We start from the raw sequence: 21885 nt of genomic DNA on the forward strand, positions 1-21885 counted from the left end.
GAGCTGGGTTGCGGTGCCGAGCCGGCGGGCCGCCCTGCCGGGTGGAAGTCCGATTGCCTCTCGAGCGTGTGTGCGCCAGCAGCCGGGTCGGTCCCGTCTGGACACGAGCCCGCCGGCCCGCCTCGGTGATCGGGGTCTCTCCCGTCCCTCGGCGAGCCGGCGATGAGCGTCGGGCTTGCTCCGGCTCAGCTCGCGTCGCGCAGCGAAGGCGGGCGCCACGTCATCCGGACCGTTGTTCCGGTGTCGCCCGTGTCGATGTCGGACTGGTCCGTCACCTTCTCGATCAGCACCAGACCGCGGCCGCCGGAGGTGCGCAGACCTGCGGTGCGGGGGCGGGTTGCCGGGATTCCGCAGCCCGTGTCGGTGACTGTCACCGTCAGCGTGTCGCCCGTGCGGGTGGCCTGCAGGCGGGCCCAGCCGTGGCCGTCCGGGTAGGCGTGGGCGGCGACGTTCGCCAGGGCTTCGTACGTGGCCAGGGTGATGTCGTGCGTGCTTTCCGGGTCGAGCGGGAACTCGCCCAGCCAGCGGGTCAGCTTGCGGCGCAGGTCGGCCATCTCGTTCGGGTAGGCCGGCGCCAGCTCTTCGAACGGCGAGAAGACCACGGCTCCGGCGCTTCCTCGGGCCCGAGCCGTGGTCCCGGTTTGGTCGGCGTCGGTGCTCTCGCCGGTATCGACGCCGGTGTCCGGAGTGTGTCGATACACGATTCGCTCCCATCGTCAGCCGCGTTCCCCCGTGTCGGCGGGCTTCTCCCTTGAGCTACCCGCGGCGACGGAGTCTTACCCGTTGTGCTTCGTGAAATGTCTCGCTACAGTGAAGGCGCTCCTCACGGATGCCGGCCCAAGGCCGCCCGGAGGCAGCTCTCTTTCCTTCCTTCCCGGGCCCACGTCGGCCCAGCACTCATCAGGAGACAACCATGCCTTTTCACGGAATCCTCGACCTGTCCGGCAAAACCCCGTACGTCCGGCGCGGCCACGGCCGGGCGCCTGACGACGTCGCCGTCCCGCTTTCCTTGGTGCGCAAGCACAAGCTGCGCGCCGGGGACGAAATCACCGGGACCGCCGACGAGATCGTCAGCGTCGACGGCGCCGGCCCGGACGAGCCGCGGCCGCACTTCGCCGACCTGGTTCCGCTGCACCCGGACGAGCGGCTGCTGCTCGAAACCACGCCGTCGCGGCTGCTGCCGCGCGTCATCGACCTCGTCACCCCGCTCGGCAAGGGGCAGCGCGCGCTCGTCGTTTCGCCGCCGAAAGCCGGGAAAACCACTGTGCTGCAAGAGATCGGCCACGGCATCGCGACCAATCACCCGGACTGCCGGCTGCTCGTGCTGCTCGCCGACGAACGCCCGGAGGAGGTCACCGAGCTGAGCCGGACCGTGCGCGGCGAAGTGATCGCCTCCACCTTCGACCGGCCGCCCGCCGAGCACGTCGCGGTCGCCGAACTCACCGTCGAGCGCGCCAAACGCCTGGTGGAGCGCGGCGAAGACGTCGTGCTGCTGCTCGACTCCCTCACCCGCCTCGGCCGCGCGTACAACCTCGCGGCACGGCCCTCCGGCCGCACGCTTTCCGGCGGCGTCGACGCGGCCGCGTTGCAGCCGATGAAGCGCCTCCTCGGCGCCGCCCGCAACGTCGAAGGCGGCGGCTCCCTCACCATCATCGCGACCGCCTTGGTGGAAACCGGTTCGCTGGCCGACACGGTGTTCTTCGAGGAGCTCAAGAGCACCGGCAACGCCGAACTCCGGCTCGACCGCAAGGCCGCCGAACGCCGGGTTTTCCCGGCCGTCGACATCCCCGCGTCCGGCACCCGGCGCGAAGAACTCCTCGTCACCCCCGGCGAACTCGCCGCGATGCACGAAGTCCGCCGGGTGCTGTCCGGCCAGCACGCCCTCGAGCAACTGCTGGACCAGCTCCGCAAGACGGGCTCCAACGCCGAGTTCCTGCTCCGCGTGACGGGTGCGGCGGCACCCAAAGCGGCCTGACCGCTCAGCTTTCGCGCCGCTCCCGCAGATCATCGCCCGCCGGGCCGGGGTGAACCCCGCTCATCGAGGTGGCTGGTACGGCGTCGCCTGCGGGTAGGACGGCTGCTCGGGCCCGCGGTTGAGCGTGGCGACGAGAAAGCCGAACCCGACGACGGTCACGACGAGCGCCGCGGACCCCGGCGCGGCGAACCACCACCCGATCCCGGCGGCGGCCACCAGCCACGCCGCGACGAGGGTGCGTTTCGCGGTCAGGGGATACGCCTTCGGCAGTTCGCGGACCGCCGCCCCACCGAGCACGAGCAGCCCGGCCAGCGCGACGAGCGACACGACGACGTACACGGGGATGTCCTCCTTCGGGGTAGTCGGGCATCTCCAGGAGAATTACCCGCGAAGGGCGACGGCACGCCGTGTCCTCGGGCACACGAAGCCTCAGCCGCCCCGGCCCGTCGCCTGCTGCAACGCGTCGATCCGCGCCGAAGCCTCCGCCTTCGTCAGGTTGTCCGGCACCTCTTCCCCCGCTTCCTGGGCCAGCGTCTGCAGGTACGACTTCTGCGGCCCGGTCATCGGCTCGTCGCCCGTCGTCCAGTCGCTCGGGTCCTTCTCCGGATTGGGCTCGACCTGGTCCGTCATGACTCCTCCGTTTCGAACACTTGTTCGCCTCGGGTTCGACTGTAGCGCGGGGGTCCGACAATCGCCGCTCACGGGGCGGCCGGCGGGGTGCTCGGGGCACCCGCTTCGTGACCCGCCCTGCCGTGGGTCCGCCGGTCGTCCTTCATCTGCTGTTCGTGCAGGTGGCGGCGGCCTCCGGTGAGCGACTGCAGCAGTGCGCGCTCGAGGTCGCGGCACGCTTTGTAGTAGCCGTCGTCGTACTCCTCGACGACCTGGAAAGTCCACCGATCGGGTAACACGTTGAGCCCGATGAGCTCCTCGGAGATCCGCCGCGCCCAGTCCCCGTGGCCCGCCTCTTCGAGCAGCTTCACGGCATCGCCGAGGGCCAGGTCCGCGCTGCCGGTCAGCTGGTGGAACGAATAGAGGTGCCCGCGGGCGCGCTCGATCGTCTCGAGCGCTTCGGTGACCTTGCCGACGGCTTCGACGGTGGCGGCGTCAGGGTTCTCGACCATGACGCGAAAGTGCCCCGTTCCGGGATTTCTACACTTCCCGGAACGGGGCACCCCGTCGATCCGAAACTCAGGCGGTCGGGCGCGTGGCCCCCGCGTACTGGCTCATCAGCGGCGAGATCTTGACGACGTCACCGCTCGTCGGGGCGTGCACCATCTTGCCGTCGCCGATGTACATCCCGATGTGGGACACCGGGGAGTAGTACGCGACCAGGTCGCCCGGCTGCAGCTGGCTGCGCGACACCGGAGCGCCGAAGCCCGCCTGCGCCGAGGACGTCCGGGGCAGGCTGATCCCGGCCTGCTTGTAGGCCCACTGCATCAGGCCCGAGCAGTCGAACGTGCTCGGCCCGGTGGCGCCCCAGACGTACGCGCTGCCGAGCTTGCTCAGCGCCGCGTTGACCGCGGTCTGCGCCGCCGCGGTGGGGGCCTTGACGTTGGGGGCCGAGCCGCCGGTGTCCTTCTGCGCGGCCTTGTCGGCGCTGCTCAGGGTCCGGCTCTGCGCCTCGATCTGGTCGATCTGCGCCTGGAGGTTCTTCTTCTTGCCCTCGATGTCCGACGCCAGCTTGGCGGCGGCGTCACGGGCGTCCTGGGCGCGCTTCGCCGCGTCGGTCGCCGCCTTCTCGGCCGCCGTGGCCTTCTCCGCCGCGCCGCTGAGGTTGTTCATCGCGGCGTTCTTGTCGGTCGCGATGACCTCGAGCGCGGCCGAGCGGTCGAGGAAGTCCTGGGTGGACGTGCCGGCCAGCAGCGCCGACAGCTTGTTCATCTGGGCACCGCTGGTGAACGACGCGCCGGCGAACTTGTCGACCTGCGTCTGGTACTTCTGCTTGGCCTCGATCGCCTGGGCGCCGGCGTCCTTCGCGGCCGTGACGTCGGCGTTGGCCTTGTCGAGCTGGCCCTGCTTGGCGGTCAGGTCGTCCTGGGCCTTGAGCAGGTCCTCGTTGAGCTTCTCGGCCTGTCCCGCGAGTTCGCGGTACTTGGCCAGCGCGTCCGAGCCGGCGGGCGGGGCCTGGAGGACGGGGATCGGGGCGGCGGTGGCCGGGGGCTGGGCCATGGTGACGACGGTGATCACCGAGGCCGCGGCGAGGGCACCTGACACCACGCGCTTTACGGGATGCGTACGCATTCTCGCGCGGGTCTCCTTTGCTGTTCGGCCGCCGTCGGGTCCGGACGGGCGAGTCGGGGGCCTCGCCCGGGCGCGCTCCACCGCAACAGGAAGAGCGCGCTGGGGGTGTCCGGTACCCGGCAGGGGGGTATCGGCGGCGATCTCGCGTCGCCGTCCATCGACGACCGGGGGCCGCGAGATCTCGAACAGGTTACGAAAGGAGCACGGCAACGTCCAGGGGGACCCCCTCAAAACTCTCCGTGACGATCTGAAACACGGCTGGACCAGTGGTGATGGGCCCGGATGTGGCGGGGATTACACGTCGTCATCGTCCAAAATTACCCTACCCCCCAAGGGTATGCGCCCGATTTGTACGTCCCTTGTACCGGCTGCGGTGATCCTCCTGGCCGAAGAGATACCGACCAGTGGAGGACAGGGATGTTCACGAAGGCCGCCGTGTTGACGGCGCTCACCGCCGCGGCGTTCGCCGTGGCCGCACCGGCTCAGGCCGAAACCGCGGTCACGACGGCGCTGCCCACGGCGAACATGGAGGCCGTGCTCAAGGCGGCCCAGATCGACCCGCGCCGGGCCGACGACACCCAGACGCCGGGCGCGCACGACAGCGTCCTGCTCGTCGAGCAGGCACTGCAGGCGAAGGGGCTCCTGGCGAGCACCTACGTCGACGGCTACTTCGGCACCACCACGATCGCGGCGTACTCGCAGTACCAGAAGTCGCTGGGCTACACCGGGATCGACGCGTCCGGCCTGCCGGGCAAGACGTCGCTGGAGACGCTGGGCGAAGGCCGGTACACGGTCACCAACCCGATCTCGGCGGGCAGCCACGTCACCTACCACGGCGTCACGCTCAACACCCGCACCAAGGCGATGCTCGTGGCCGCCGAAGGGATCTTCGGCTCGTCGGTCAGCCTGACGCAGGGCTCGTACAACCCGGGTGGCGTCGACGCTTCGGCCGGGACGCACGACGGCGGCGGCGCGATGGACATCTCGGTGTCCAACCTGTCGTCGACGAGCCGGACGAACCTGCTGAAGGCGCTGCGCAAGGTCGGGTTCGCGGCCTGGCTGCGCACCCCGGCGCAGGGCTTCGCCTACCACATCCACGCGATGGCGATCTCCGACCCGGACCTGTCCTCGGGCGCCCAGCACCAGACCGGCGACTACTACCTGGGCCTGAACGGCCTCGCCGGCCGCGGCGCGGACGACGGCCCGGCGGTCACGAAGGTGACGTGGGAGGAGTACCAGCGCGGCTGACGCCGGGCGCGCCCGGTCGTGGTGGCACGGCCGGGCGCACCGGTGGTTTGATCGAAGCATCGACTCAGGGGGTGTTCCGATGGCGGGCAAGGCGTTCCGGTTCGGCGTGGTCGCGGCGGCGGGCGAGGGCGGTGCGAAGTGGCGCGAGACGGCGTTGCGCGCCGAAGCGCTCGGCTACTCGACGCTGCTCTCACCGGACAACCTCACCCTGCCGACCCCGACCGCGGCGCTCGCGGCCGCCGCGGCGGTGACGACCGACCTGCGCGTCGGGTCGTTCGTGCTGGCCAGCCCGTTGCGCACCGCGAGGGCGGCGGCCTGGGAGGCGCACAGCCTCACCGCCATCACCGAAGGCCGGTTCGAACTCGGCCTCGGCACCGGGCTCCCGTCGATGCGGCAGCAGGCCGAAGAACTGGGCCTGCCCTACGGCTCGGGGCAGGAGCGGCTCGACTCGATCTCCGAGACCGTCGACCACGTGCGGCGGCTCGACGGGGACGCGCACACGCCGGTGATGATCGCCGCGGGCGGGCCCAAGGCGCGGGTGCTCGCCGGGAAGAAGGCCGACATCGTCACGCTCGCCGGCGGTCCGCTGACCACCCGCGAGGAGACCGCCGGCCAGCTCGGGGAAATCCGCGCGGCGGCCGGCGGGCGCGACGTCGAGTTCGCGATGAACATCTGGGTCGTCGGCGAGCAGGTGCCGCCGTGGATCCGCGGGTTCATCGGGGTCGACGCCGAAACGCTGATCGCGCACGACTCGCTCGCCATGCTCCGCGGCAGCGTCGACGAGATGGCCGCCGAGCTTGAACGGCGTCGCGAGGAGCTCGGCGTCTCCTACTTCAGCGTCAACGGCGCCTTCATCGAGGAGTTCGCGCCGCTGGTGGCGCGGCTGGCGGGGAAGTGAGCGTCGCGGGGTCGGTGTTGGCCCCGCAGAGCAGGACGGCGACCCGCTCGCCCGGCGCCGGCCGGTAGGCCCCGGTGCGCAGGGCGGCGAAGGCCGTCGCCCCGCCGGGTTCGACGGCGAGGCGGTAGCGGTCCCACAGCGCCGCGCGGGCGTCGAGGATCGCGGCGTCGTCGACCAGCACCGAGCCCACGCCGGTGCGGGTGGCGACCGCGAACGCGATGTCGCCGAGCCGCGAAGCGCCCAGGGAATCGGCCGCGACCCCGGACACCTCGACCGGCACCGGTTCGCCCGCGGCGAGCGCCGCGTTCAGCGTCGGTGCCGTCCGCGGTTCGACGCCGACCACCCGCGCCCGGCCCTCGACCGCGGCGGCGATGCCCGCCAGCAGCCCGCCGCCGCCGACCGCCACCAGGATCGTGTCCAGGCCGTCGACCTGGTCCAGCAGCTCCAGGCCGATCGTGCCCTGCCCGGCGCAGATCTCCGGCTGGTCGTAGGCGTGGCAGAAGAGCGCGCCGGAGTCCGCCGCGTGCTTCACGGCGGCGTCGTAGGCGTCGGCGTACTTGTCGCCGACCAGTTCGACGGCCGCGCCCAGCGCCCGCAGCTTCGCCACCTTCACCGCGGGCGCGTTCGCCGGGACGTAAACCCGGGCCGCCACGCCGAATTCGCGCGCGGCGTGGGTGACGGCGAGCCCGGCGTTGCCGCCCGAAGCGGCCACGACGCCGGCCGCCGAGAGCTCGCCGGCCGCGATGATCCGGTTGAAGGCGCCGCGCGCCTTGAACGACCCGGTGTGCTGCAGCTGCTCCAGCTTGAACCACACGCCGTCGTCGGCGAGAACCGGCGTCCGGCGTACCCGGCCCCGGATCCGCCCGGCCGCCAATTCGACATCCGCAGTGCTGATCACGGCTCCAGCATGCGCGCCGGCCGGCCGTAAGCACCAGCGACGTCTCCTATGCTGGCGTTAGCGGAGCTGATGGCTGGAGGTCGCGTTGCTCGACGCCCATCGCCTGGCCGTGCTGGCCGAGGTCGCGCACGCCGGCTCGATCGCCGGGGCCGCCCAGCGGCTCTCCTTCACGCCGTCGGCCGTTTCGCAGCAGCTGGCGAAGCTCGAACGCGACGTCGGGGCGCGCCTGCTGCACCGGCACGCCCGCGGCGTGACGCTGACGCCGGTCGGGGAGGCGCTGCTCGGCCACGCGGAGACGATCGTCGGCGAGCTGCGCACCGCCGAGCGGACGGTCCGCGCCCTGCTCGACGAGCAGCCCGCGCAGCTCGCCGTGGGCACGTTCGCGAGCGCGGGCAGCACGCTCGTGCCCGCCGCGCTCGCGGACTTCCGCCGCGACCACCCCGCGGTGGCGCTGCGGCTGCTGGACCTCGAGCCGCCCGACGGGTACGGGCTGGTCAGCTCGCGCGACCTCGACCTGCTGATCACCCACCGCTACCCGGGGACGCCGCTGCCCGACCCGCGCGGGCTCACGCGGACGCTGCTGCGCTCGGAGCGGTTCCGCCTGATCCTCCCGGCGGGCCACCCGAAGGCGCGGGCCCGCCGGCTCACCCTGCGCGCGCTGGCCGGCGAGGACTGGATTTCCGGTGGCCCCGGCGTGCCCAACCGGGTTTGCCTGGAGCAGCTGGCCGACGCCGCCGGGGTCGCGCTGCGGGTGGCTTACGAGACGCGCGACTACCAGGTCGTCCTGGCGCTGGTGGAGGCCGGGCTAGGGATCGCGTTCGTGCCGGAGGGCGTGCTCGGCCGGCTGGGCCCGGCGCGGATCGAGGTGCGCGACGCCGTCGATGCGCGGCCGGCGCGGGAGATCTTCCTGGTGCACCACCGGCGGCCGGGTCCGCTGGTGGCGGAGATGGTGGCGCTGCTCGGCCGCGACCCCGGGCAGGAACGTCAGGGTCCCGGCGAAGTCGCGCCGGCGAGCGGGTGACCGGCCGCGGAGTCGCCTGGAGGCGTGGTCTGCCCGGCGTCGCGGGGATGTCGTGAAAGGGTCGTTCATGTCGTCTGGCGAGATGAACGACTCTTTCATGACATCGCGGAGGGGCGGATCGGCCGTGCTGCCCGACTTTGCCGGGGCCCTGGGCACGTCTCGGGCGCTGCTCGGTCGCTAGCGTGCCGGTTCGAAGCGCGCCGACGCTGCCCGCAGCGCGTCCAAACACGCCCGCACCGCGCCGCGGTCCTCCTCGCCCGCGCGGCAGACCGCGTAGATCGTCCGGTCCAGCGCCGGGCGCGTGGTCAGGATGCGCACGCCGTCCGGGAGCCGGTCGCGGGCGAGGCGGGGGACCAGTGCCGCGCCGATGCCGCCCGCCACCAGGGCCAGCTGGGTCGGGTAGCTGCCGACCGTGCAGCTGATCCGGGGCTCCAGGTGCTGGGCGCGCAGCACCTGCGTCAGCCACTCGTAACAGCCGGACCCGGCACTCCAGGCGATCCACGCCACGTCGTCCAGCTCGCCCAGATCGACGGCCTTGCGGTGAGCCAGCCGGTGCCCGGCCGGCAGCGCGAGGTCGGCGACGTCGGCGAACAGCGGGAGGGCGGTCGCCGACGGCGGGATCTCGGTCGGGCGGTCGGCCCAGCTCTCCACCACGGCGACGTCGAGGTCGCCGGACACCACCCGCGGGATGGTCTGCTCCGCCTCGCCTTCGTGCAGCGTCACCACGAGCCCCGGGTGCTGGGTGGAGAGCGTGGTCAGCGCGGGCGGCAGCAACGCGTGCACGGTCGTCGGGATCGCGCCGATCCGCAGCGGCCCGAAGACGTCCTCGCGCAGCAGCTCCAGGTCCGCCTTCGCCTCGGCGACCTGCGCGAGGATTCGCTCGGCGTGCCCGGCCAGCACCTGTCCCGCCTTCGTCAGCCGGACGCCGCGACCTTGGGGTTCCAGCAGGGTCTGGCCCGCCTCCCGCTCCAGCTTCGCCAGCTGCTGCGACACGCCGGAGGGTGTGACGTGCAGCGTGGCGGCCGCCGCGGCGACCGAGCCCTGAGTCGCGACGGCGTGCAGCGCCCGCATCCGCTCGAGTCCGAACACGGTAGCGATGCTACCGGATTCCGCGAAGGAACATTCGCTTGTCCTTGACAGTCATGGCCACCAGGCTGGAGGGGTGACCACGACCGAGTCCCGCCCCACGACGACCGCACCGGTGTTCACCAGCCGGTTCGACCCGCGGCTGCTGGCCGCGCTCGGCAGCTTCTGCATCTCGCTGTCGTCGGTCTTCATCAAGGTCTCGCACACCAGCGGCAGCACGAGCGCGTTCTGGCGCTGCCTGCTGGCCCTGCCGGTGCTGCTCGTGCTCGCCGCGCGGGAGTGGCGGAAGGCCGGCCCGGCGCGGCGCCGCGTGCTCCTGCCGCTGCTGGCCGGCACCGGGCTCGGCCTCGACTTCGTGCTGTGGGGCGAGGCGATCCCGCGGGTCGGCGCCGGCATCGCCACCGTGCTGCTGGCCGTCCAGGTGGTCTTCGTGCCGCTGCTGGCGCTGGTCTTCCTGCGCGAACGGCCGTCGAAGCGCTTCCTCGTCGTGGCGCCGGTCCTGCTGGCCGGCGTGGTGCTGGCCGGCGGGTTCGCCGGGACCGGCTCGTTCGGCCCGGACCCGGTGACCGGCGCGGTCTTCGCGCTGCTGGCCGGCGCGGGCTACGCGGTCTACCTGTTCCTGATCCGGCTCAGCGGCGGCCAGGGCACCCAGGCTCACTCCCTCGCCTTGGCGACGATTTCCGCGGGCCTGGTGGCCTTCGTGGCCGGGCTCCCGACCGGCACGCTCGACCTGACGCCGACCCCCGCGGCGTTCGGCTGGCTGGTCGCGCTCGCCGTCGTCGGCCAGCTGATCGGGTGGATCCTGATCTCCGCCGCGCTGCCCCGGATGTCGGCCACCCTCGGCGCGACGCTGATGCTGCTCCAGCCGGTCGGGGCGGTGCTGCTGGGCATCGTCCTGCTGGGCGAAGCCCCGAGCGTGCTGCAGCTGATCGGCTGCGCCGGCGTGGTCGCGGCGGTGTGCTTCGCCGGTGGTGGACGATCTGCGTGCGAACGGCGTCCCGGCTAACGTCGCGAGCATGCGGGTACTGGTGGCCGGGGCGTCCGGTTTCGTCGGCGGCAAGCTGTGCCCGGCGCTGGAAGCGGCCGGGCACGAGGTGCTCGCGATGACCCGCCACCCCGCGAAGTACCGCGGCGCCGGGAAAGCCGTGCGCGGCGACGTCGCCGACGTCGGTTCACTGCGAGACGCGCTCAAGAGCGTCGAAGCGGCCTACTACCTGGTGCATTCCCTCGACAGCACGGACTTCAAGCGCCGCGACGCCGACGCCGCCCGCGCGTTCGCCCGTGCCGCGGGTGACGCGGGGGTTCGCCGGATCGTCTACCTCGGTGGCCTCGGGGACGACGATGACGCGCTTTCGGAGCACCTGGCCAGCCGCCGCGAGGTCGAACGGCTGCTGGGGGAGGCCGGGGTGCCGGTCACCGTGCTGCGCGCCGGGATCGTGATCGGCCACGGCGGGACGTCGTGGGAGCTGACCCGCCAGCTGGTCGAGCACCTGCCGGCGATGGTCACCCCGCGCTGGGTCGACACGCGCACCCAGCCGATCGCGATCGCCGACGTCGTCCGCTACCTCGCCGGCGTCCTCGAGCACCCGGAAGCCGAGGGGAAGACGTTCGAGATCGGCGGGCCGGAAGTGCTGGCCTACCGGGACATGCTGCAGCGCGTCGCCGCCATCGAAGGCAGGCCGCTGCTGATCCTGCCGGTGCCGCTGCTGTCCCCGCGCCTGTCGTCGTACTGGCTTTCACTGGTCACCGACATCGACGTGACCACCGGGCGGGCGCTGATCGACTCGATGACCAACGAGGTCGTCGTCCGCGACGACGCCATCCGCCGGATCGTCGAGTTCGAGCCGCTCGGCTACGACGAGGCCGTGCTGCAAGCGCTGGGCGAGCGGGCGAAGAGCAGGCGGACCGCGTGAGACGGCGGTTGCTGGCCGCCGTCACGGCCGCCGGGTCCGGGCTGCTCGGCGCGTCACTGGCCAGCCGCCCCGGTTCGCGCCGCTTCCACGTGCTGACGGCGTCGGTCGCGGCGACCTGGTTCGCCGGGGCGGGCCGGGTGCCGCGCGGCCGCCCGGACGTCGTCCAGCCGCTGGTGGTGGGCGCGGGCGCGTTCGGCGTGTTCTACGGCTGCGCGCTGGTGGCCCGGCACATCCCGCCGCTGCGGCGCGCGATCACCGGGGTCCTCGACCACGCCCACCGCGGTTCGACGCCGTCGGTGGCGGTGACGGCGCTGGTCACCGGCGTGGCCGAGGAAGCCTTCTTCCGTGGTGCGCTCTACGACGCTTTCGGGGCGCGTGGCGCCACCGCGGCGTACGTCCTGTCGACGACGGCGACGCGGAACCCCGCGCTGGTGCTGGCTTCCGCGGTGATGGGGACGCTCTTCGCCGTGCAGCGCCACCGCGCGGGTGGCGTGCAGTCCCCGGTGCTGACCCACGTGGCCTGGTCGGCGCTGATGCTCGCGGCGATGCCGCGGCTGTTCCCGCCGGAGGACTAGACCACCGTTGTCCGGAACCGGACAGAATCCTTCGCCGATCCGGCCCGGTGTTCTTATCCTGGAACGAACCCCGGTGCGTGGAGAGGGATGTCGATGCGGACATTGCTCGTGCTGCTGCTCGTGTTCGGTTCCCTGACCCCGATCCCCGCGACCGCGGCGACGACGGCCGCCGCGGTGTGCGTCACCTCGTGCGACACCCTCGACCCGTCGCGGGCCGCGCGCGAGAGCTTTCCCTTGCCGGACAAGGTGATCAACGGGCGGGTGCTGCGGCTGCACGCGTCCGACCCGGACGGCATGGCCTGGGCGAGCATCGACAACGGCGTGCCCGGCGACGCCGTCTGGCTCGACCGCTCCTGGGACGGCGGCGCCACCTGGGAAGGCCTGCTGGGCAAGGCGAGCATCCCCGGTTCGTGGACCGGTACCCGCACCCTGATGTACAACCTCACCGATCCCGCGCACCACCGCCGCGGCCGGGTCCGCGCCTGCGGTGACGCGCACGGCGTCGGCTGCACCGCGTGGATCTACCCGGACGTCTGCGACAGCGCGTGCGATCGGAGCGCCCCGGCTGCCGGGGACAGCCAGCCGGTCGCGCCGACGACGCTCTTCGGCCGCACGATCCGGCTGCACTTCGACGGCCGCGGGCTGGCGTGGGCCGGGATCGAAGCGGGCGGCGCCGGCGACGAGATCTGGCTCGACCGCTCGTGGGACGCCGGCGCGAGCTGGCCGGACGGCTCGTCGCTGGGCCGCACCAGCACCCCCGCGGGCGCGGCCGGCACGCACACGGCGGCCTTCGCCACGCGCGATCCCCGCGGCCGGCTCTACGGCGGCGCGGTCCGGGCGTGCGGCCGGGAAGCCACGCACGCCCAAGGCAGCTGCACGGCGTGGGCGCGCCCGGCGACGACCCGCGCCGCCGGCGCGCTCGACGCCTTGATGTGGTCCTACGACCCCTACACCGCGTGGTGGCCGTCGAGCTGGTGGAACTCCGCGGTCGCGGTGACGGCGGTGGCCGATGCCGGCGGGTTCGACGCCGCGCTGGCGCGCACCTTCGACGTCAACCGGGCCGCTTTCCCCGCCGGGGTGCGCAGTTCCGACCCGATCGACGGGCACTTCGTCAGCCGGGCGATCGACGACAGCGCGTGGTGGGGCCTGGCCTGGCTCGCCGTCTACGACCGCACCCACGACCCGCGGTACCTCACCGAGGCGACGACGATCGCGGACTACGTCCACGGGTTCTGGGACACCGGCACCTGCGGCGGCGGGGTCTGGTGGGACCGCGAGCGGACGTACAAGAACGCCGTCACCGCGGGGCTGTACCTGCGGCTGACCGCGTCCCTGCACCGGCGGATCGCCGGGGACACGCTGTGGGGGCAGCGGGCTCGCACCGCGGGCGAGTGGTACCTCGGCAGCGGCCTGGTCAACGGCTCCGGCCTGGTGAACGACGGCTTGACGGCGTCGTGCGCCAACAACGGCCAGACGGTCTGGACCTACAACCAGGGCCTCGGGATCGGCGGGCTGCTGGAGCTGTGGCGCGGCACCGGCGTCCAGTCCTATTTGGACGCGGCGAAGCGGCTCGCGGACGCGGCGATGGCCCGGCTGACGTCGGGTGGCGTACTCGTCGAGTCCTGCGAAGCGGCTTCCTGCGACGACAACCAGAAGCAGTTCAAGGGCATCTTCATGCGCTACTTCGGCGACCTCGCCGCGGCGACGGGCTCGGCGGCCTACCGCGCGTTCGCGCAGCAGCAGGCGGACGCGCTGTGGGCGGGCGACCGGGACCCGCTGAACCGGATCGGGCTGCGCTGGACCGGCGCCACCCCGAACGCGGCCGACTGGCGCACGCAGGCGTCCGGCCTGGAAGCGGTGCTGGCGGCCGGGTAGGCAGGCACGCGAGAATGGGCGGCGTGCGGATCCTCCTGCTCGCGGCCGTCGCCGTGCTCGCCACCGGGTGCTCGGCCGAGGTCGCCGGGCACGCCGCGCCCACCGGCTTCGTCGTCAAGGACGGGACGGTGCTGCGGTTCCGCCCGGTCCTGGTCGAGGCGCCACCGGGGCCGGCGGCCGGTCCCGCGGCCGAGCGGCAGAGCACCGATCCCGCCGCGCAGCAGGCCGCCGTGCAGGGGTTCGACTGCGCCCAGGGCAAGCCGGATCCCCTGGACGGCCGCGACGACCCGGCGTTGCCGCTGGTCAGCTGCGACCGCGCGCAGGGCACGAAGTACGTCCTCGGCCCCGGCTTCCTCAGCGGCGCCGACGTGAGCCGGGTGGACGCCGCGCTCGACCCGCAGACGGGCAGCTCGGTCATCAACCTCAGCTTCACCGCCAAGGGCGCGCAGACCTGGGCCGACTGGACGGCCCGGAACATCGGCAAGCAGGTCGCGATGGTGCTCAAGAGCCGCGTCCTGACCGCGCCGGTCGTCCAGTCCGCGATCACCGGCGGGGAAACCCGGATCAGCGGGAAGTTCACCTTGCCCGAAGCCAAGCAGCTGGCGAAGGACATCGCCGGCGGCTGAGCTTCAGCACTCCGCGATGCCCTCGGTGCAGGCCTGCGTCTCGGACTTGTTCGTCGCCTGGTGGAGCAGTTCGTAGAGCTGTTCACGCTGGTCGGCGCTCAGCGCGTGGAACACCTCGTCCTCGACCGCGGCGAGCGCGAACTCGGCACGGGCGAGCAGCTTCGCGCCGACGTCGGTGAGCTCGACGACGTGCCGCCGCCGGTCGACGGGGGAGCGGCGCCGCTCGATCAGGTTCTCGGCTTCGAGGTCGTTGAGCAGCCCGACGACGTTCGTGCTGTCCATTTCCAGGGTCTTCGCCAGGTCCTGCTGCGAGCTGCCGCCCAGGTCGCGCAGGACGGTCAGGGCGATCAGGTGGCGCGGCCGCAGGCCGAGGGGCTTGAGCACGGAATCGCTGCGGGTCTGCAGCCGCCGCGTCAGCTGGCCGAGCAGCGCCCCGCAGCGGTGGGGCGGCTGGTTCACGACCGGCAGCGACGTCATCTGCCCAGTATATGGGCGGCTCAACAGTCGGTGTGCTATTAATGGTTTGTCTTACACCAACGATCTACGGATGGCTAACGACATGGCGCACCTCCTCCACATCGACTCGAGCATCCAGGGCGAGCGTTCGGTGAGCCGCCGGCTCAGCGCGCGGGCCGCGACGGCGTGGCGCGCCGCGCACCCGGACGGCACGGTCACCTACCGCGACCTGGGCGCGCACCCGCTGCCCCACATCGACTCCGCGAGCGGCCTGGCCGGCATGGTGCCGCCGGAGCAGCACACGCCCGAGCAGGCGGCGGCGTGGGCGCGGACCGCCGAGCTGGTCGGCGAGGTCAAGGCGGCCGACACCGTCCTGCTGGGCCTGCCGCTGTACAACTTCGGCGCGCCGAGCAGCGTCAAGACCTGGGTCGACCACCTCATCGCCCCCGGCCTCTCGGTCGACCACGAGACCCAGACGGGTCTGCTGGGTGGCCGCGAGTTCATCGTGCTGGCGTCGCGCGGCGGCGGGTACGGCGAGGGCACGCCCCGCGAAGGCTGGGACCACGCCGAGCAGTGGCTCCCGCACGGCGTCTCGCTGACCGGCCTGGAGCCGCGTTTCATCACCGCGGAGCTGACGCTGGCCCACGTCAACCCGGCGATGGCGGAGCTCATCCCGCTGGCCGACGCGAGCCTGGCGACGGCGGAGCGCACGATCGACGAGCTCTGGCTCCCCGCCCGCGTCTGACCCCAAGCGCCCCAATGTGGCGTTGGTTGCGTCAGACGCACCGAACGCCACATTGGGTGCGTTGGACGCACCGAACGCCACATTGGGGCGCTCACCTGGGGACCCGGCGGTGGTCGCGCTCGACGTGGGCGGTACCGTGCCGCCGCGGGCGGGTTGGCAGTTGCGGCACCCCGCGGAGGCCGCACCTGGGTGAGGAAGGTCAGGGTTGAGCGCGCACACCTCGCAGATGGACGACATCCGGCTCGTCGCGCAGCCGAGCGCGCTGCCGGTCACCGAGCTGTTCGTCCGCCTGATTCTCACCGACTGGTCCCTGCGTCCCATGCTGGAGCAGACCACCGCCGCCGCCAGACGGCTGGTCGAGGCCGTGATCGAGGCCGGCAACCCGAAGGCGCCGCCCTTTGTGACGCTGCGGCTGCGGCTGAGCGCCGAGGTGCTGCTGGTCGAGGTCGACGACGACGTCCCGGGCCTGCCGGAACCGAAGGCGGGCCCCGGCGAACGCGTCGGCGTCGAGCACGGTGTCGGTGGCGCGCGCACGACCTGGTGCGAGCTGGCGCTCCCCGGCGGGATGAACGCGCGGCAGGTGCGCCTGCCGCGGCGGCAGGACCGCCGGACCCTGGTCGACGAGCCCGTCTCCGGCGACCCGGTGGCCGCGGACCCGCAGGTGCTGGAGCGCCTGCTGACCCGGCTGAGCGGCTGGTCCGCCGACGGCTGACGTGCGCACCCGGCCCGTCCTCGTCGTGCTCTACGACGGCGTCCGGCTGCTCGACGTCTCGGGCCCGCTGGAAGTCTTCGCCGAAGCCAACGAGCACGGCGGCCACTACGTGCTGCGGACGGCGTCGCCCGGCGGCACCGACGTCCGCACCAACACCGGCACGCGGCTGGGCGCCGACCTCGACCTCGCGGCGGCGGATCCGCGCGGGGCGACCGTGCTGGTGCCCGGCGGCCCGGAGTGGGCCCGCACGATCGCCGACGCCGAGCTGATCGCCCAGATCCGCCGGCTCGCCGACGGCGCCGCCCGGACGGCGTCGGTGTGCGCGGGCGCGTTCGCGCTGGCCGCGGCCGGTGTCCTCGACGGACGGCGTGCCACCACGCACTGGGACCTCACCGGCCGGCTCGCCCGGCGCTTCCCGCGGATCGACGTCGACGGCGACGCCATCTTCGTCAAGGACGGCCCGGTCATCACCTCGGCCGGCGTCACCTCCGGCATCGACCTCGCACTGGCGCTCGTCGAGGACGACCTCGGCGCCGAGGTGGCCCGGCTGGTGGCCAAGCACCTGGTCGTCTTCCTGCAACGCCCGGGCGGCCAGTCGCAGTTCAGCGTCCGCCTGGAGACCGGCCGCCCGCGCACGGAGCTGCTGCGCGGCGTGCTGGACGCCGTCACGGCCGATCCGGCGGCCCCGCACACCCTCGACGACCTCGCCGGGCGCGCCGGTGTCAGCACCAGGCACCTCACGCGCCTGTTCCGCGAAGAGCTCGGCCGCACGCCGGCGCGGTTCGTCGAGCAGGTCCGGCTGGAGGCCGCCCAGCAGCAGCTGGAGCGCACCACCGACCCGCTCGACGTGGTGGCGCGGCGGGCGGGGTTCCGGACCGCGGAGACGCTGCGGCGCGCCTTCGCCCGGCACCTCGGGGTCACGCCGAGCGACTACCGGGCCCGCTTCCGGACCACCGGCATCGCCTGAACGCTTCCGGCCGCGCATCCGTACACCAAGACAAGGGATGACGAGGAGGCTGCCGCCGTGCGCATCGTGATCGCGGAGGACGACGCCCTGCTGCGGGAGGGGCTCGTGCTGCTCCTGCGCAGCGAGGGGTTCGAGGTGGTCGAGGCCGTCGACCACCCGGGCGACCTGGTGGCGTCGGTCGTGGCGGCGGCGCCGGACCTGGCCGTCGTCGACGTCCGCCTGCCGCCGACGTTCACCGACGAAGGGCTCCGCGCCGCCCTCGAAGCGCGGCGCCGGGTGCCAGGGCTGGCGATCCTCGCCCTGTCCGCCTTCGTCGAAGACGGCTACGCGGGCGACCTCCTGGCCGCCGGCGGGGGCGGCGCCGGGTACCTGCTCAAGGAGCGCGTCGGCCGGCCCGACGAGTTCCTCGACGCCCTGCGGCGCGTCGCGGCCGGCGGCACGGTGCTGGACCGGGACGTCGTGGCGGTCCAGCTGGCGCGGCGCCGCCCCGGCGACCCGGTGGCCGCGCTGACCGACCGCGAGTGCGAAGTCGTCGCGCTGCTGGCCGAAGGGCATTCGGTGCCGACGATCGGGCGGCTGCTCGGCATCGGCACCGCCGCCGCCCGGCAGCACGCCGGGGACGTCAGCGCGAAGCTGCGCGTCCCCGGCACCGCGATGCTCAGCTACCTACGAGCGTGAGCAGCTCCGCCTGCTTCTCCCGGTAGCGGGCCACGTTGGCCAGCTTGACGTCTTCGTAGCCCCGCACCAGGTCGGGCAGCTCGGCCAGTGCGAGCACCCGTGCCCGGTCCACATCGGACGCGCGGAACGCGGTCAGGATCATGGCGCGGTAGTCCTCGACCAGCTCGCGCTCCACCCGCCGCACCTCGGCACGGCCGAACGGGTCGAGCCGGGTGCCGCGCAGCTTGCGCAGCGCGTGCAGCAGCCGGAACGCCGGGCGGAACCACGGGCCCAGGCTGATCTTGCGCTTCACGCCGAGCGCGCGCAGCACAGGCGGGTGCAGCCGGTAGGCGTACTTGGTGCCCTCGCCGAACTGCTCGGCCAGCCCGTCGGTGAACGCCGGGTCGAGCGACAGCCGGGCTACCTCGTACTCGTCCTTGTACGCCATCAGCTTGTACAGGTGCTTCGCGACGGCCTCGGTGATCTCCGTCGGCCCGTCCTCCAGCACCCGCACCCGCTCGACGAACTCGGCGTACGCGCGGGCGTACCGCTTGTCCTGGTAGGCGACCAGGTCCGGGATCCGGACGTCCAGCAGCCGCGCCAGCTCCGAGCCGGGCTCGGCGTGCACCAGCTTGCGCGCGGCCGGCTGCGCGACCGGGCGCGCCTTCGCCGGGGCCGTCGCGAGGGCCTCGGGTTCGGCGACGAGCTGGCGGCCGCGGCGGAACGCCTGCAGGTTCGCCTTCACCGCGGTGCCGTTCAGCTCGATCGCGCGCTCGATCACCGACGCCGGCAGCGGGATCGCGCCGGTCTGGTAGGCGGCGCCGAGCTGGAGCACGTTGGCGAACTGGTCGTCGTCGAACAGCTCCTCGGCGAGGCCGCGGGCGTCGAGCGAGACCGTGCGCGCCGCGGCGGCTTCCAGCGGCGCGAGGACACTGCCGGGGGAGGGGAAGGACACCGTCGTGTCGACGACCATCCGCCCGGTCGGGACCTCGGTGGTCGAGACGACCGCGGTGGTCCGTTCGGCGTCGGCCACGGCCAGGTTCGCCGCGTCCGCCCCGACCAGCGCGTCGCACGCCAGGTAGAGGTCGCACTCGCCGGCGGCGAGCTTCGGGGCCTGCTCCACCGGTTCCGCCGTCACCTTGAGGTCGGAGACGACGGCGCCGCCCTTCTGCGCCAGCCCGGTCTGGTCGAGCGTGCGGACGTGCCGCCCGTCGAGCACCGCGGCCGTCGCGAGGATCTGCGTCACGGTGACCACGCCGGTGCCGCCGATGCCGGTGATCCGCACGGTGAAGTCCGTTGTGGACACCGGGGGCGCGGGAACGGCGTCGGCGGCCAGCTCGGTCAGCTTGCGCCGCTGCTTCTTCCCGGTCGGCACGACGGTGACGAACGACGGGCAGTCCCCGGCCAGGCAGGAGTAGTCGACGTTGCACGACGACTGGTGGATCGCGGTCTTGCGGCCGAACTCGGTCGCCACCGGCTGCACGGACAGGCAGTTCGACTTCGTCCCGCAGTCGCCGCAGCCTTCGCAGACGCGCTCGTTGATGACCACGCGGGTCGCCGGCGTGGTCTGCTTGCCGCGGCGGCGCTTCCGGCGCTTCTCGGCCGCGCACTCCTGCTCGTGGATCAGCACGGTGACGCCCTTGACGGCGGCCAGTTCTTCTTGCGTGGCCAGCAGTTCCGCGCGGTCGCGCACCTCGACGCCGGCGGGGAGCTTGCGGCGCCGCAGCTTCGCGGGCGCGTCGCTGGTGATCACGACCCGCTTCGCGCCTTCGACGAGCAGCAGCTCGGCGACCTTCTCGACCGGCAGCCCGCCGACCGCGTCCTGGCCGCCGGTCATCGCCACGGCGGAGTTGTAGAGCAGCTTGTAGGTGATGTTGACGCCGGCCGCGACCGCCGCGCGCACCGCGAGGCTGCCGGAGTGGGTGAAGGTGCCGTCGCCGATGTTCTGCACGAAGTGCTCGGCCTCGACGAACGGTGCCATGCCGATCCACTGCGTGCCCTCGCCGCCCATCTGCGTCACGCCGAGGACGGTGCCGACCTGGTCGGGTTCCATGAACAGCGCCATGGTGTGGCAGCCGATGCCACCGCCGACGAGCGTGCCCTCCGGGACCTTCGTCGAGGAGTTGTGCGGGCAGCCGGAGCAGAAGTACGGCGTCCGCGCGAGCAGCGGCACCGAGATGCGCTCGCGACGGCGGCGGCCCCGGTACGCCTCGACCGACGGGATGCCCTCGGGCAGGCGCCGGGCCAGCCCGGCCGCGATGCCGTCCGGGTCCAGCTCGCCGAGCTCGGTGAACAGCGTCCGGCCGTCGCGGTCCTTCTTGCCGGTGACCGCGGGGGCGCCCGGAACGCCGTAGAGGACCTCCTTGAGGGCGGTCTCGACGAACGAGCGCTTCTCCTCGACGACGACGATTTCCTCGAGCCCGGCGGCGAATTCGCGGACGATCGCGGGCTCCAGCGGGTGGATCGCGCCGAGCTTGAGCACGCGGATGCCGTACTTCGCCAATGCTTCCGCGTCGAGACCGAGCGTGCGCAGCGCCTGCTGGAGGTCCAGGTAGGACTTGCCGGCGGCGACGATGCCGACCCGGTCGGCGGGCCCGCGCGCGGTGATCCGGTTGACGCCGCTCGCACGCAAGTATTCGGTGACCAGCGGGAGCCGGACGGTGAAGAGGCTGCGCTCCAGCTCGGCGAGGCTGGTGCCGAGCAGCCGCGACGTCGGCGTGTGCCGGTAGCCCTTCTCCAGCCGCGGCGCGGTCCACTGTGGATCGACGATCGCCGTGCCGGACGCGTCGGCGACGTTCGCGACGACCTTCAGCGACGTCCAGACGCCGGCCGCGCGGGACAGCTCGACCGCGTGCATGCCGAGGTCGAGGACGTCCTGGGAATCGGCCGGGTAGAGGATCGGGATCGCCAGGTCGGCGAGGGCGAGCTCGGACGCGCAGGGGACGGTCGAGGACTTCGCGTTCGGGTCGTCGCCGACGAGGGCGACGGCGCCGCCGCGCGGGTCGGTGCCGGCCAGGTTGGCGTGGCGGAGGGCGTCCGAGGCGCGGTCGAGGCCGGGGGCCTTGCCGTACCAGAACCCGGTGACGCCGCGCTGCCCGCCGGCGCCCGCGACGAGCTGGCTGCCCATCACCGAGGTCGCGGCCAGCTCCTCGTTGAGCCCGGGCCGGTGCACGACGTCGTGCTTCTCCAGCAGCGTCGACCGGCGGCCGAGCTCGAGGTCGTACCCGGCCAGCGGGGAGCCCTCGTAGCCCGAGACGAAGACGGCGGGGTCGCCGCCGTGGGCGCGGTCGTGCCGGACGCGGTCGAACAGCAGCCGGACCAGGGCCTGCACCCCGGTCAGGTGCACGGTTCCCGCCTCCCGCAGATAGCGGTCTTCGAGCGTGAACGTCTCCACGGCGCGGCTCCTCTCGATGTGCTTCCGGGCACAGTGCGACGCCGGCCACAGCGACGCAACAGGCGTGGGCGTTCCGGGACTCTATACGCAAACTTCGAGGCCTCCACGCGCCGGCTGGCTCGGATTTTTGCGCGGAGTTACGCTCCTGCGCATGCCCGAAGAGCTGCTCGACGCGACCGACCACGAGATCCTCGGCCTGCTGCGCGAGGACGCCCGCCGCACGCTGTCCGACATCGCCGGCCGCGTCACGCTCTCCACGGCCGCGGTCAAGCGCCGCATCGACCGGCTGCGCGAGACCGGCGTGATCACCGGCTTCACGGTCCAGGTCGACCACGCGAAGCTGGGCTGGGGGATCGAGGCGTTCACCGAGCTGCGCTTCGTCGGCAACACGAAGGTCGCGGAGATCCTGCGCACGACGACCCGCATGCCGGAGGCCCAGGCGGTGTTCACGATCGCGGGCGACCCGGACGCGCTGGTCTGGCTGCGGGTGCGCGACATGGCCCACCTGCAGAAGACGATCGACGAGATCCGGCGGCACCACCAGGTGACCGGGACGAAGACGCTGATCGCGCTGGAATCGTGGTCGCGGGGGAGCTGA

Annotated in this window: 23 protein-coding genes; 14 read left to right on the top strand and 9 right to left on the bottom strand. The window is 72.9% G+C overall.

All coding sequences use genetic code 11. From position 1 onward, the window contains the following. Nucleotides 1-185: 185 nt before the first annotated feature. Entirely contained in the window at nucleotides 186-701 is a 516-nt protein-coding gene (locus tag EIY87_RS32835; protein ID WP_225440174.1) for an ATP-binding protein, read from the bottom strand. A 212-nt stretch (nucleotides 702-913) separates the two neighbouring features. Between EIY87_RS32835 and rho the strand changes: the two genes are divergently transcribed. Next, a complete protein-coding gene (rho, locus tag EIY87_RS32840) occupies nucleotides 914-1975 on the top strand; it encodes a transcription termination factor Rho (protein ID WP_225440175.1) in 1062 nt (353 codons plus the stop codon). A gap of 60 nt (nucleotides 1976-2035) precedes the next feature. Here rho and EIY87_RS32845 read toward each other — a convergent pair whose 3' ends face one another. From EIY87_RS32845 to EIY87_RS32860, 4 genes are all read right to left on the bottom strand, one after another. After that, nucleotides 2036-2314 (bottom strand): hypothetical protein, encoded by a 279-nt coding sequence (locus tag EIY87_RS32845; protein ID WP_125313800.1) that lies wholly within the window; start codon nucleotides 2312-2314, stop codon nucleotides 2036-2038. Between the two features lie 90 nt (nucleotides 2315-2404). Continuing rightward, nucleotides 2405-2605: a DUF3072 domain-containing protein gene (locus EIY87_RS32850; RefSeq protein WP_125313801.1), complete on the bottom strand. Its 201-nt coding sequence runs from the start codon at nucleotides 2603-2605 to the stop codon at nucleotides 2405-2407. 68 nt (nucleotides 2606-2673) lie between these two features. Beyond that, nucleotides 2674-3096 (bottom strand): hypothetical protein, encoded by a 423-nt coding sequence (locus EIY87_RS32855; protein ID WP_125313802.1) that lies wholly within the window; start codon nucleotides 3094-3096, stop codon nucleotides 2674-2676. A gap of 67 nt (nucleotides 3097-3163) precedes the next feature. Next, nucleotides 3164-4216, bottom strand: a complete 1053-nt coding sequence (locus EIY87_RS32860) for a C40 family peptidase (RefSeq protein WP_125313803.1) — start codon at nucleotides 4214-4216, stop codon at nucleotides 3164-3166. Nucleotides 4217-4633: 417 nt separating this feature from the next. On the opposite strand from EIY87_RS32860, the gene EIY87_RS32865 reads away from it, so the two are divergent. Further along, on the top strand, nucleotides 4634-5464 hold the full coding sequence (locus tag EIY87_RS32865) for a peptidoglycan-binding domain-containing protein (protein WP_125313804.1): 831 nt from the start codon (nucleotides 4634-4636) through the stop codon (nucleotides 5462-5464). A 79-nt stretch (nucleotides 5465-5543) separates the two neighbouring features. Beyond that, nucleotides 5544-6362, top strand: coding sequence for an LLM class flavin-dependent oxidoreductase (locus tag EIY87_RS32870; RefSeq protein ID WP_125313805.1), 819 nt, complete (start codon nucleotides 5544-5546; stop codon nucleotides 6360-6362). Here the strand turns inward: EIY87_RS32870 and EIY87_RS32875 are convergent. After that, on the bottom strand, nucleotides 6316-7260 hold the full coding sequence (locus tag EIY87_RS32875; RefSeq protein ID WP_125313806.1) for a threonine/serine dehydratase: 945 nt from the start codon (nucleotides 7258-7260) through the stop codon (nucleotides 6316-6318). The genes EIY87_RS32870 and EIY87_RS32875 overlap by 47 nt on opposite strands. An 85-nt stretch (nucleotides 7261-7345) precedes the next feature. On the opposite strand from EIY87_RS32875, the gene EIY87_RS32880 reads away from it, so the two are divergent. Then, nucleotides 7346-8281: a LysR family transcriptional regulator gene (locus tag EIY87_RS32880; RefSeq protein WP_125313807.1), complete on the top strand. Its 936-nt coding sequence runs from the start codon at nucleotides 7346-7348 to the stop codon at nucleotides 8279-8281. 177 nt (nucleotides 8282-8458) lie between these two features. Here the strand turns inward: EIY87_RS32880 and EIY87_RS32885 are convergent, their stop codons facing one another. Then, on the bottom strand, nucleotides 8459-9370 hold the full coding sequence (locus EIY87_RS32885; protein ID WP_125313808.1) for a LysR family transcriptional regulator: 912 nt from the start codon (nucleotides 9368-9370) through the stop codon (nucleotides 8459-8461). 73 nt (nucleotides 9371-9443) lie between these two features. Between EIY87_RS32885 and EIY87_RS32890 the strand changes: the two genes are divergently transcribed. The 5 genes from EIY87_RS32890 to EIY87_RS32910 all read left to right on the top strand — a co-directional run bounded on the left by EIY87_RS32890 (nucleotide 9444) and on the right by EIY87_RS32910 (nucleotide 14356). After that, nucleotides 9444-10373: a DMT family transporter gene (locus EIY87_RS32890; protein WP_225440176.1), complete on the top strand. Its 930-nt coding sequence runs from the start codon at nucleotides 9444-9446 to the stop codon at nucleotides 10371-10373. Between the two features lie 10 nt (nucleotides 10374-10383). Beyond that, nucleotides 10384-11280 (top strand): NAD(P)H-binding protein, encoded by an 897-nt coding sequence (locus tag EIY87_RS32895; RefSeq protein ID WP_125313810.1) that lies wholly within the window; start codon nucleotides 10384-10386, stop codon nucleotides 11278-11280. Further along, a complete protein-coding gene (locus EIY87_RS32900; protein ID WP_191984358.1) occupies nucleotides 11277-11855 on the top strand; it encodes a CPBP family intramembrane glutamic endopeptidase in 579 nt (192 codons plus the stop codon). Before EIY87_RS32895 ends, EIY87_RS32900 begins: the two co-directional genes overlap by 4 nt. Nucleotides 11856-11948: 93 nt before the next feature. Beyond that, entirely contained in the window at nucleotides 11949-13730 is a 1782-nt protein-coding gene (locus tag EIY87_RS32905; protein ID WP_125313811.1) for a glycoside hydrolase family 76 protein, read from the top strand. Nucleotides 13731-13744: 14 nt separating this feature from the next. After that, nucleotides 13745-14356 carry a SecDF P1 head subdomain-containing protein gene (locus EIY87_RS32910; protein ID WP_225440177.1) on the top strand — a complete coding sequence of 204 codons (612 nt, stop codon included), beginning with the start codon at nucleotides 13745-13747 and terminating at the stop codon, nucleotides 14354-14356. A 3-nt stretch (nucleotides 14357-14359) separates the two neighbouring features. Here the strand turns inward: EIY87_RS32910 and EIY87_RS32915 are convergent, their stop codons facing one another. Beyond that, on the bottom strand, nucleotides 14360-14833 hold the full coding sequence (locus EIY87_RS32915) for a MarR family winged helix-turn-helix transcriptional regulator (protein ID WP_125313813.1): 474 nt from the start codon (nucleotides 14831-14833) through the stop codon (nucleotides 14360-14362). 82 nt (nucleotides 14834-14915) lie between these two features. On the opposite strand from EIY87_RS32915, the gene EIY87_RS32920 reads away from it, so the two are divergent. The 4 genes from EIY87_RS32920 (at nucleotide 14916) to EIY87_RS32935 (ending at nucleotide 17914) form a co-directional block, all read left to right on the top strand. Beyond that, entirely contained in the window at nucleotides 14916-15557 is a 642-nt protein-coding gene (locus EIY87_RS32920) for an FMN-dependent NADH-azoreductase (RefSeq protein ID WP_125314293.1), read from the top strand. A 205-nt stretch (nucleotides 15558-15762) separates the two neighbouring features. After that, nucleotides 15763-16269, top strand: coding sequence for an ATP-binding protein (locus EIY87_RS32925; RefSeq protein WP_125313814.1), 507 nt, complete (start codon nucleotides 15763-15765; stop codon nucleotides 16267-16269). Nucleotide 16270: 1 nt separating this feature from the next. Further along, nucleotides 16271-17236: a GlxA family transcriptional regulator gene (locus tag EIY87_RS32930; RefSeq protein WP_125313815.1), complete on the top strand. Its 966-nt coding sequence runs from the start codon at nucleotides 16271-16273 to the stop codon at nucleotides 17234-17236. A 57-nt stretch (nucleotides 17237-17293) separates the two neighbouring features. After that, nucleotides 17294-17914 (top strand): response regulator, encoded by a 621-nt coding sequence (locus tag EIY87_RS32935; protein ID WP_125313816.1) that lies wholly within the window; start codon nucleotides 17294-17296, stop codon nucleotides 17912-17914. Here EIY87_RS32935 and EIY87_RS32940 read toward each other — a convergent pair. Beyond that, nucleotides 17895-21287: an indolepyruvate ferredoxin oxidoreductase family protein gene (locus EIY87_RS32940; protein WP_263855644.1), complete on the bottom strand. Its 3393-nt coding sequence runs from the start codon at nucleotides 21285-21287 to the stop codon at nucleotides 17895-17897. The two genes, EIY87_RS32935 and EIY87_RS32940, sit on opposite strands and share 20 nt — an antisense overlap. 151 nt (nucleotides 21288-21438) lie before the next feature. Between EIY87_RS32940 and EIY87_RS32945 the strand changes: the two genes are divergently transcribed. Then, on the top strand, nucleotides 21439-21885 hold the full coding sequence (locus EIY87_RS32945; protein WP_125313818.1) for an Lrp/AsnC family transcriptional regulator: 447 nt from the start codon (nucleotides 21439-21441) through the stop codon (nucleotides 21883-21885).

The organism is Amycolatopsis eburnea (assembly GCF_003937945.1).
GTDB classification, from domain to species: domain Bacteria; phylum Actinomycetota; class Actinomycetes; order Mycobacteriales; family Pseudonocardiaceae; genus Amycolatopsis; species Amycolatopsis eburnea.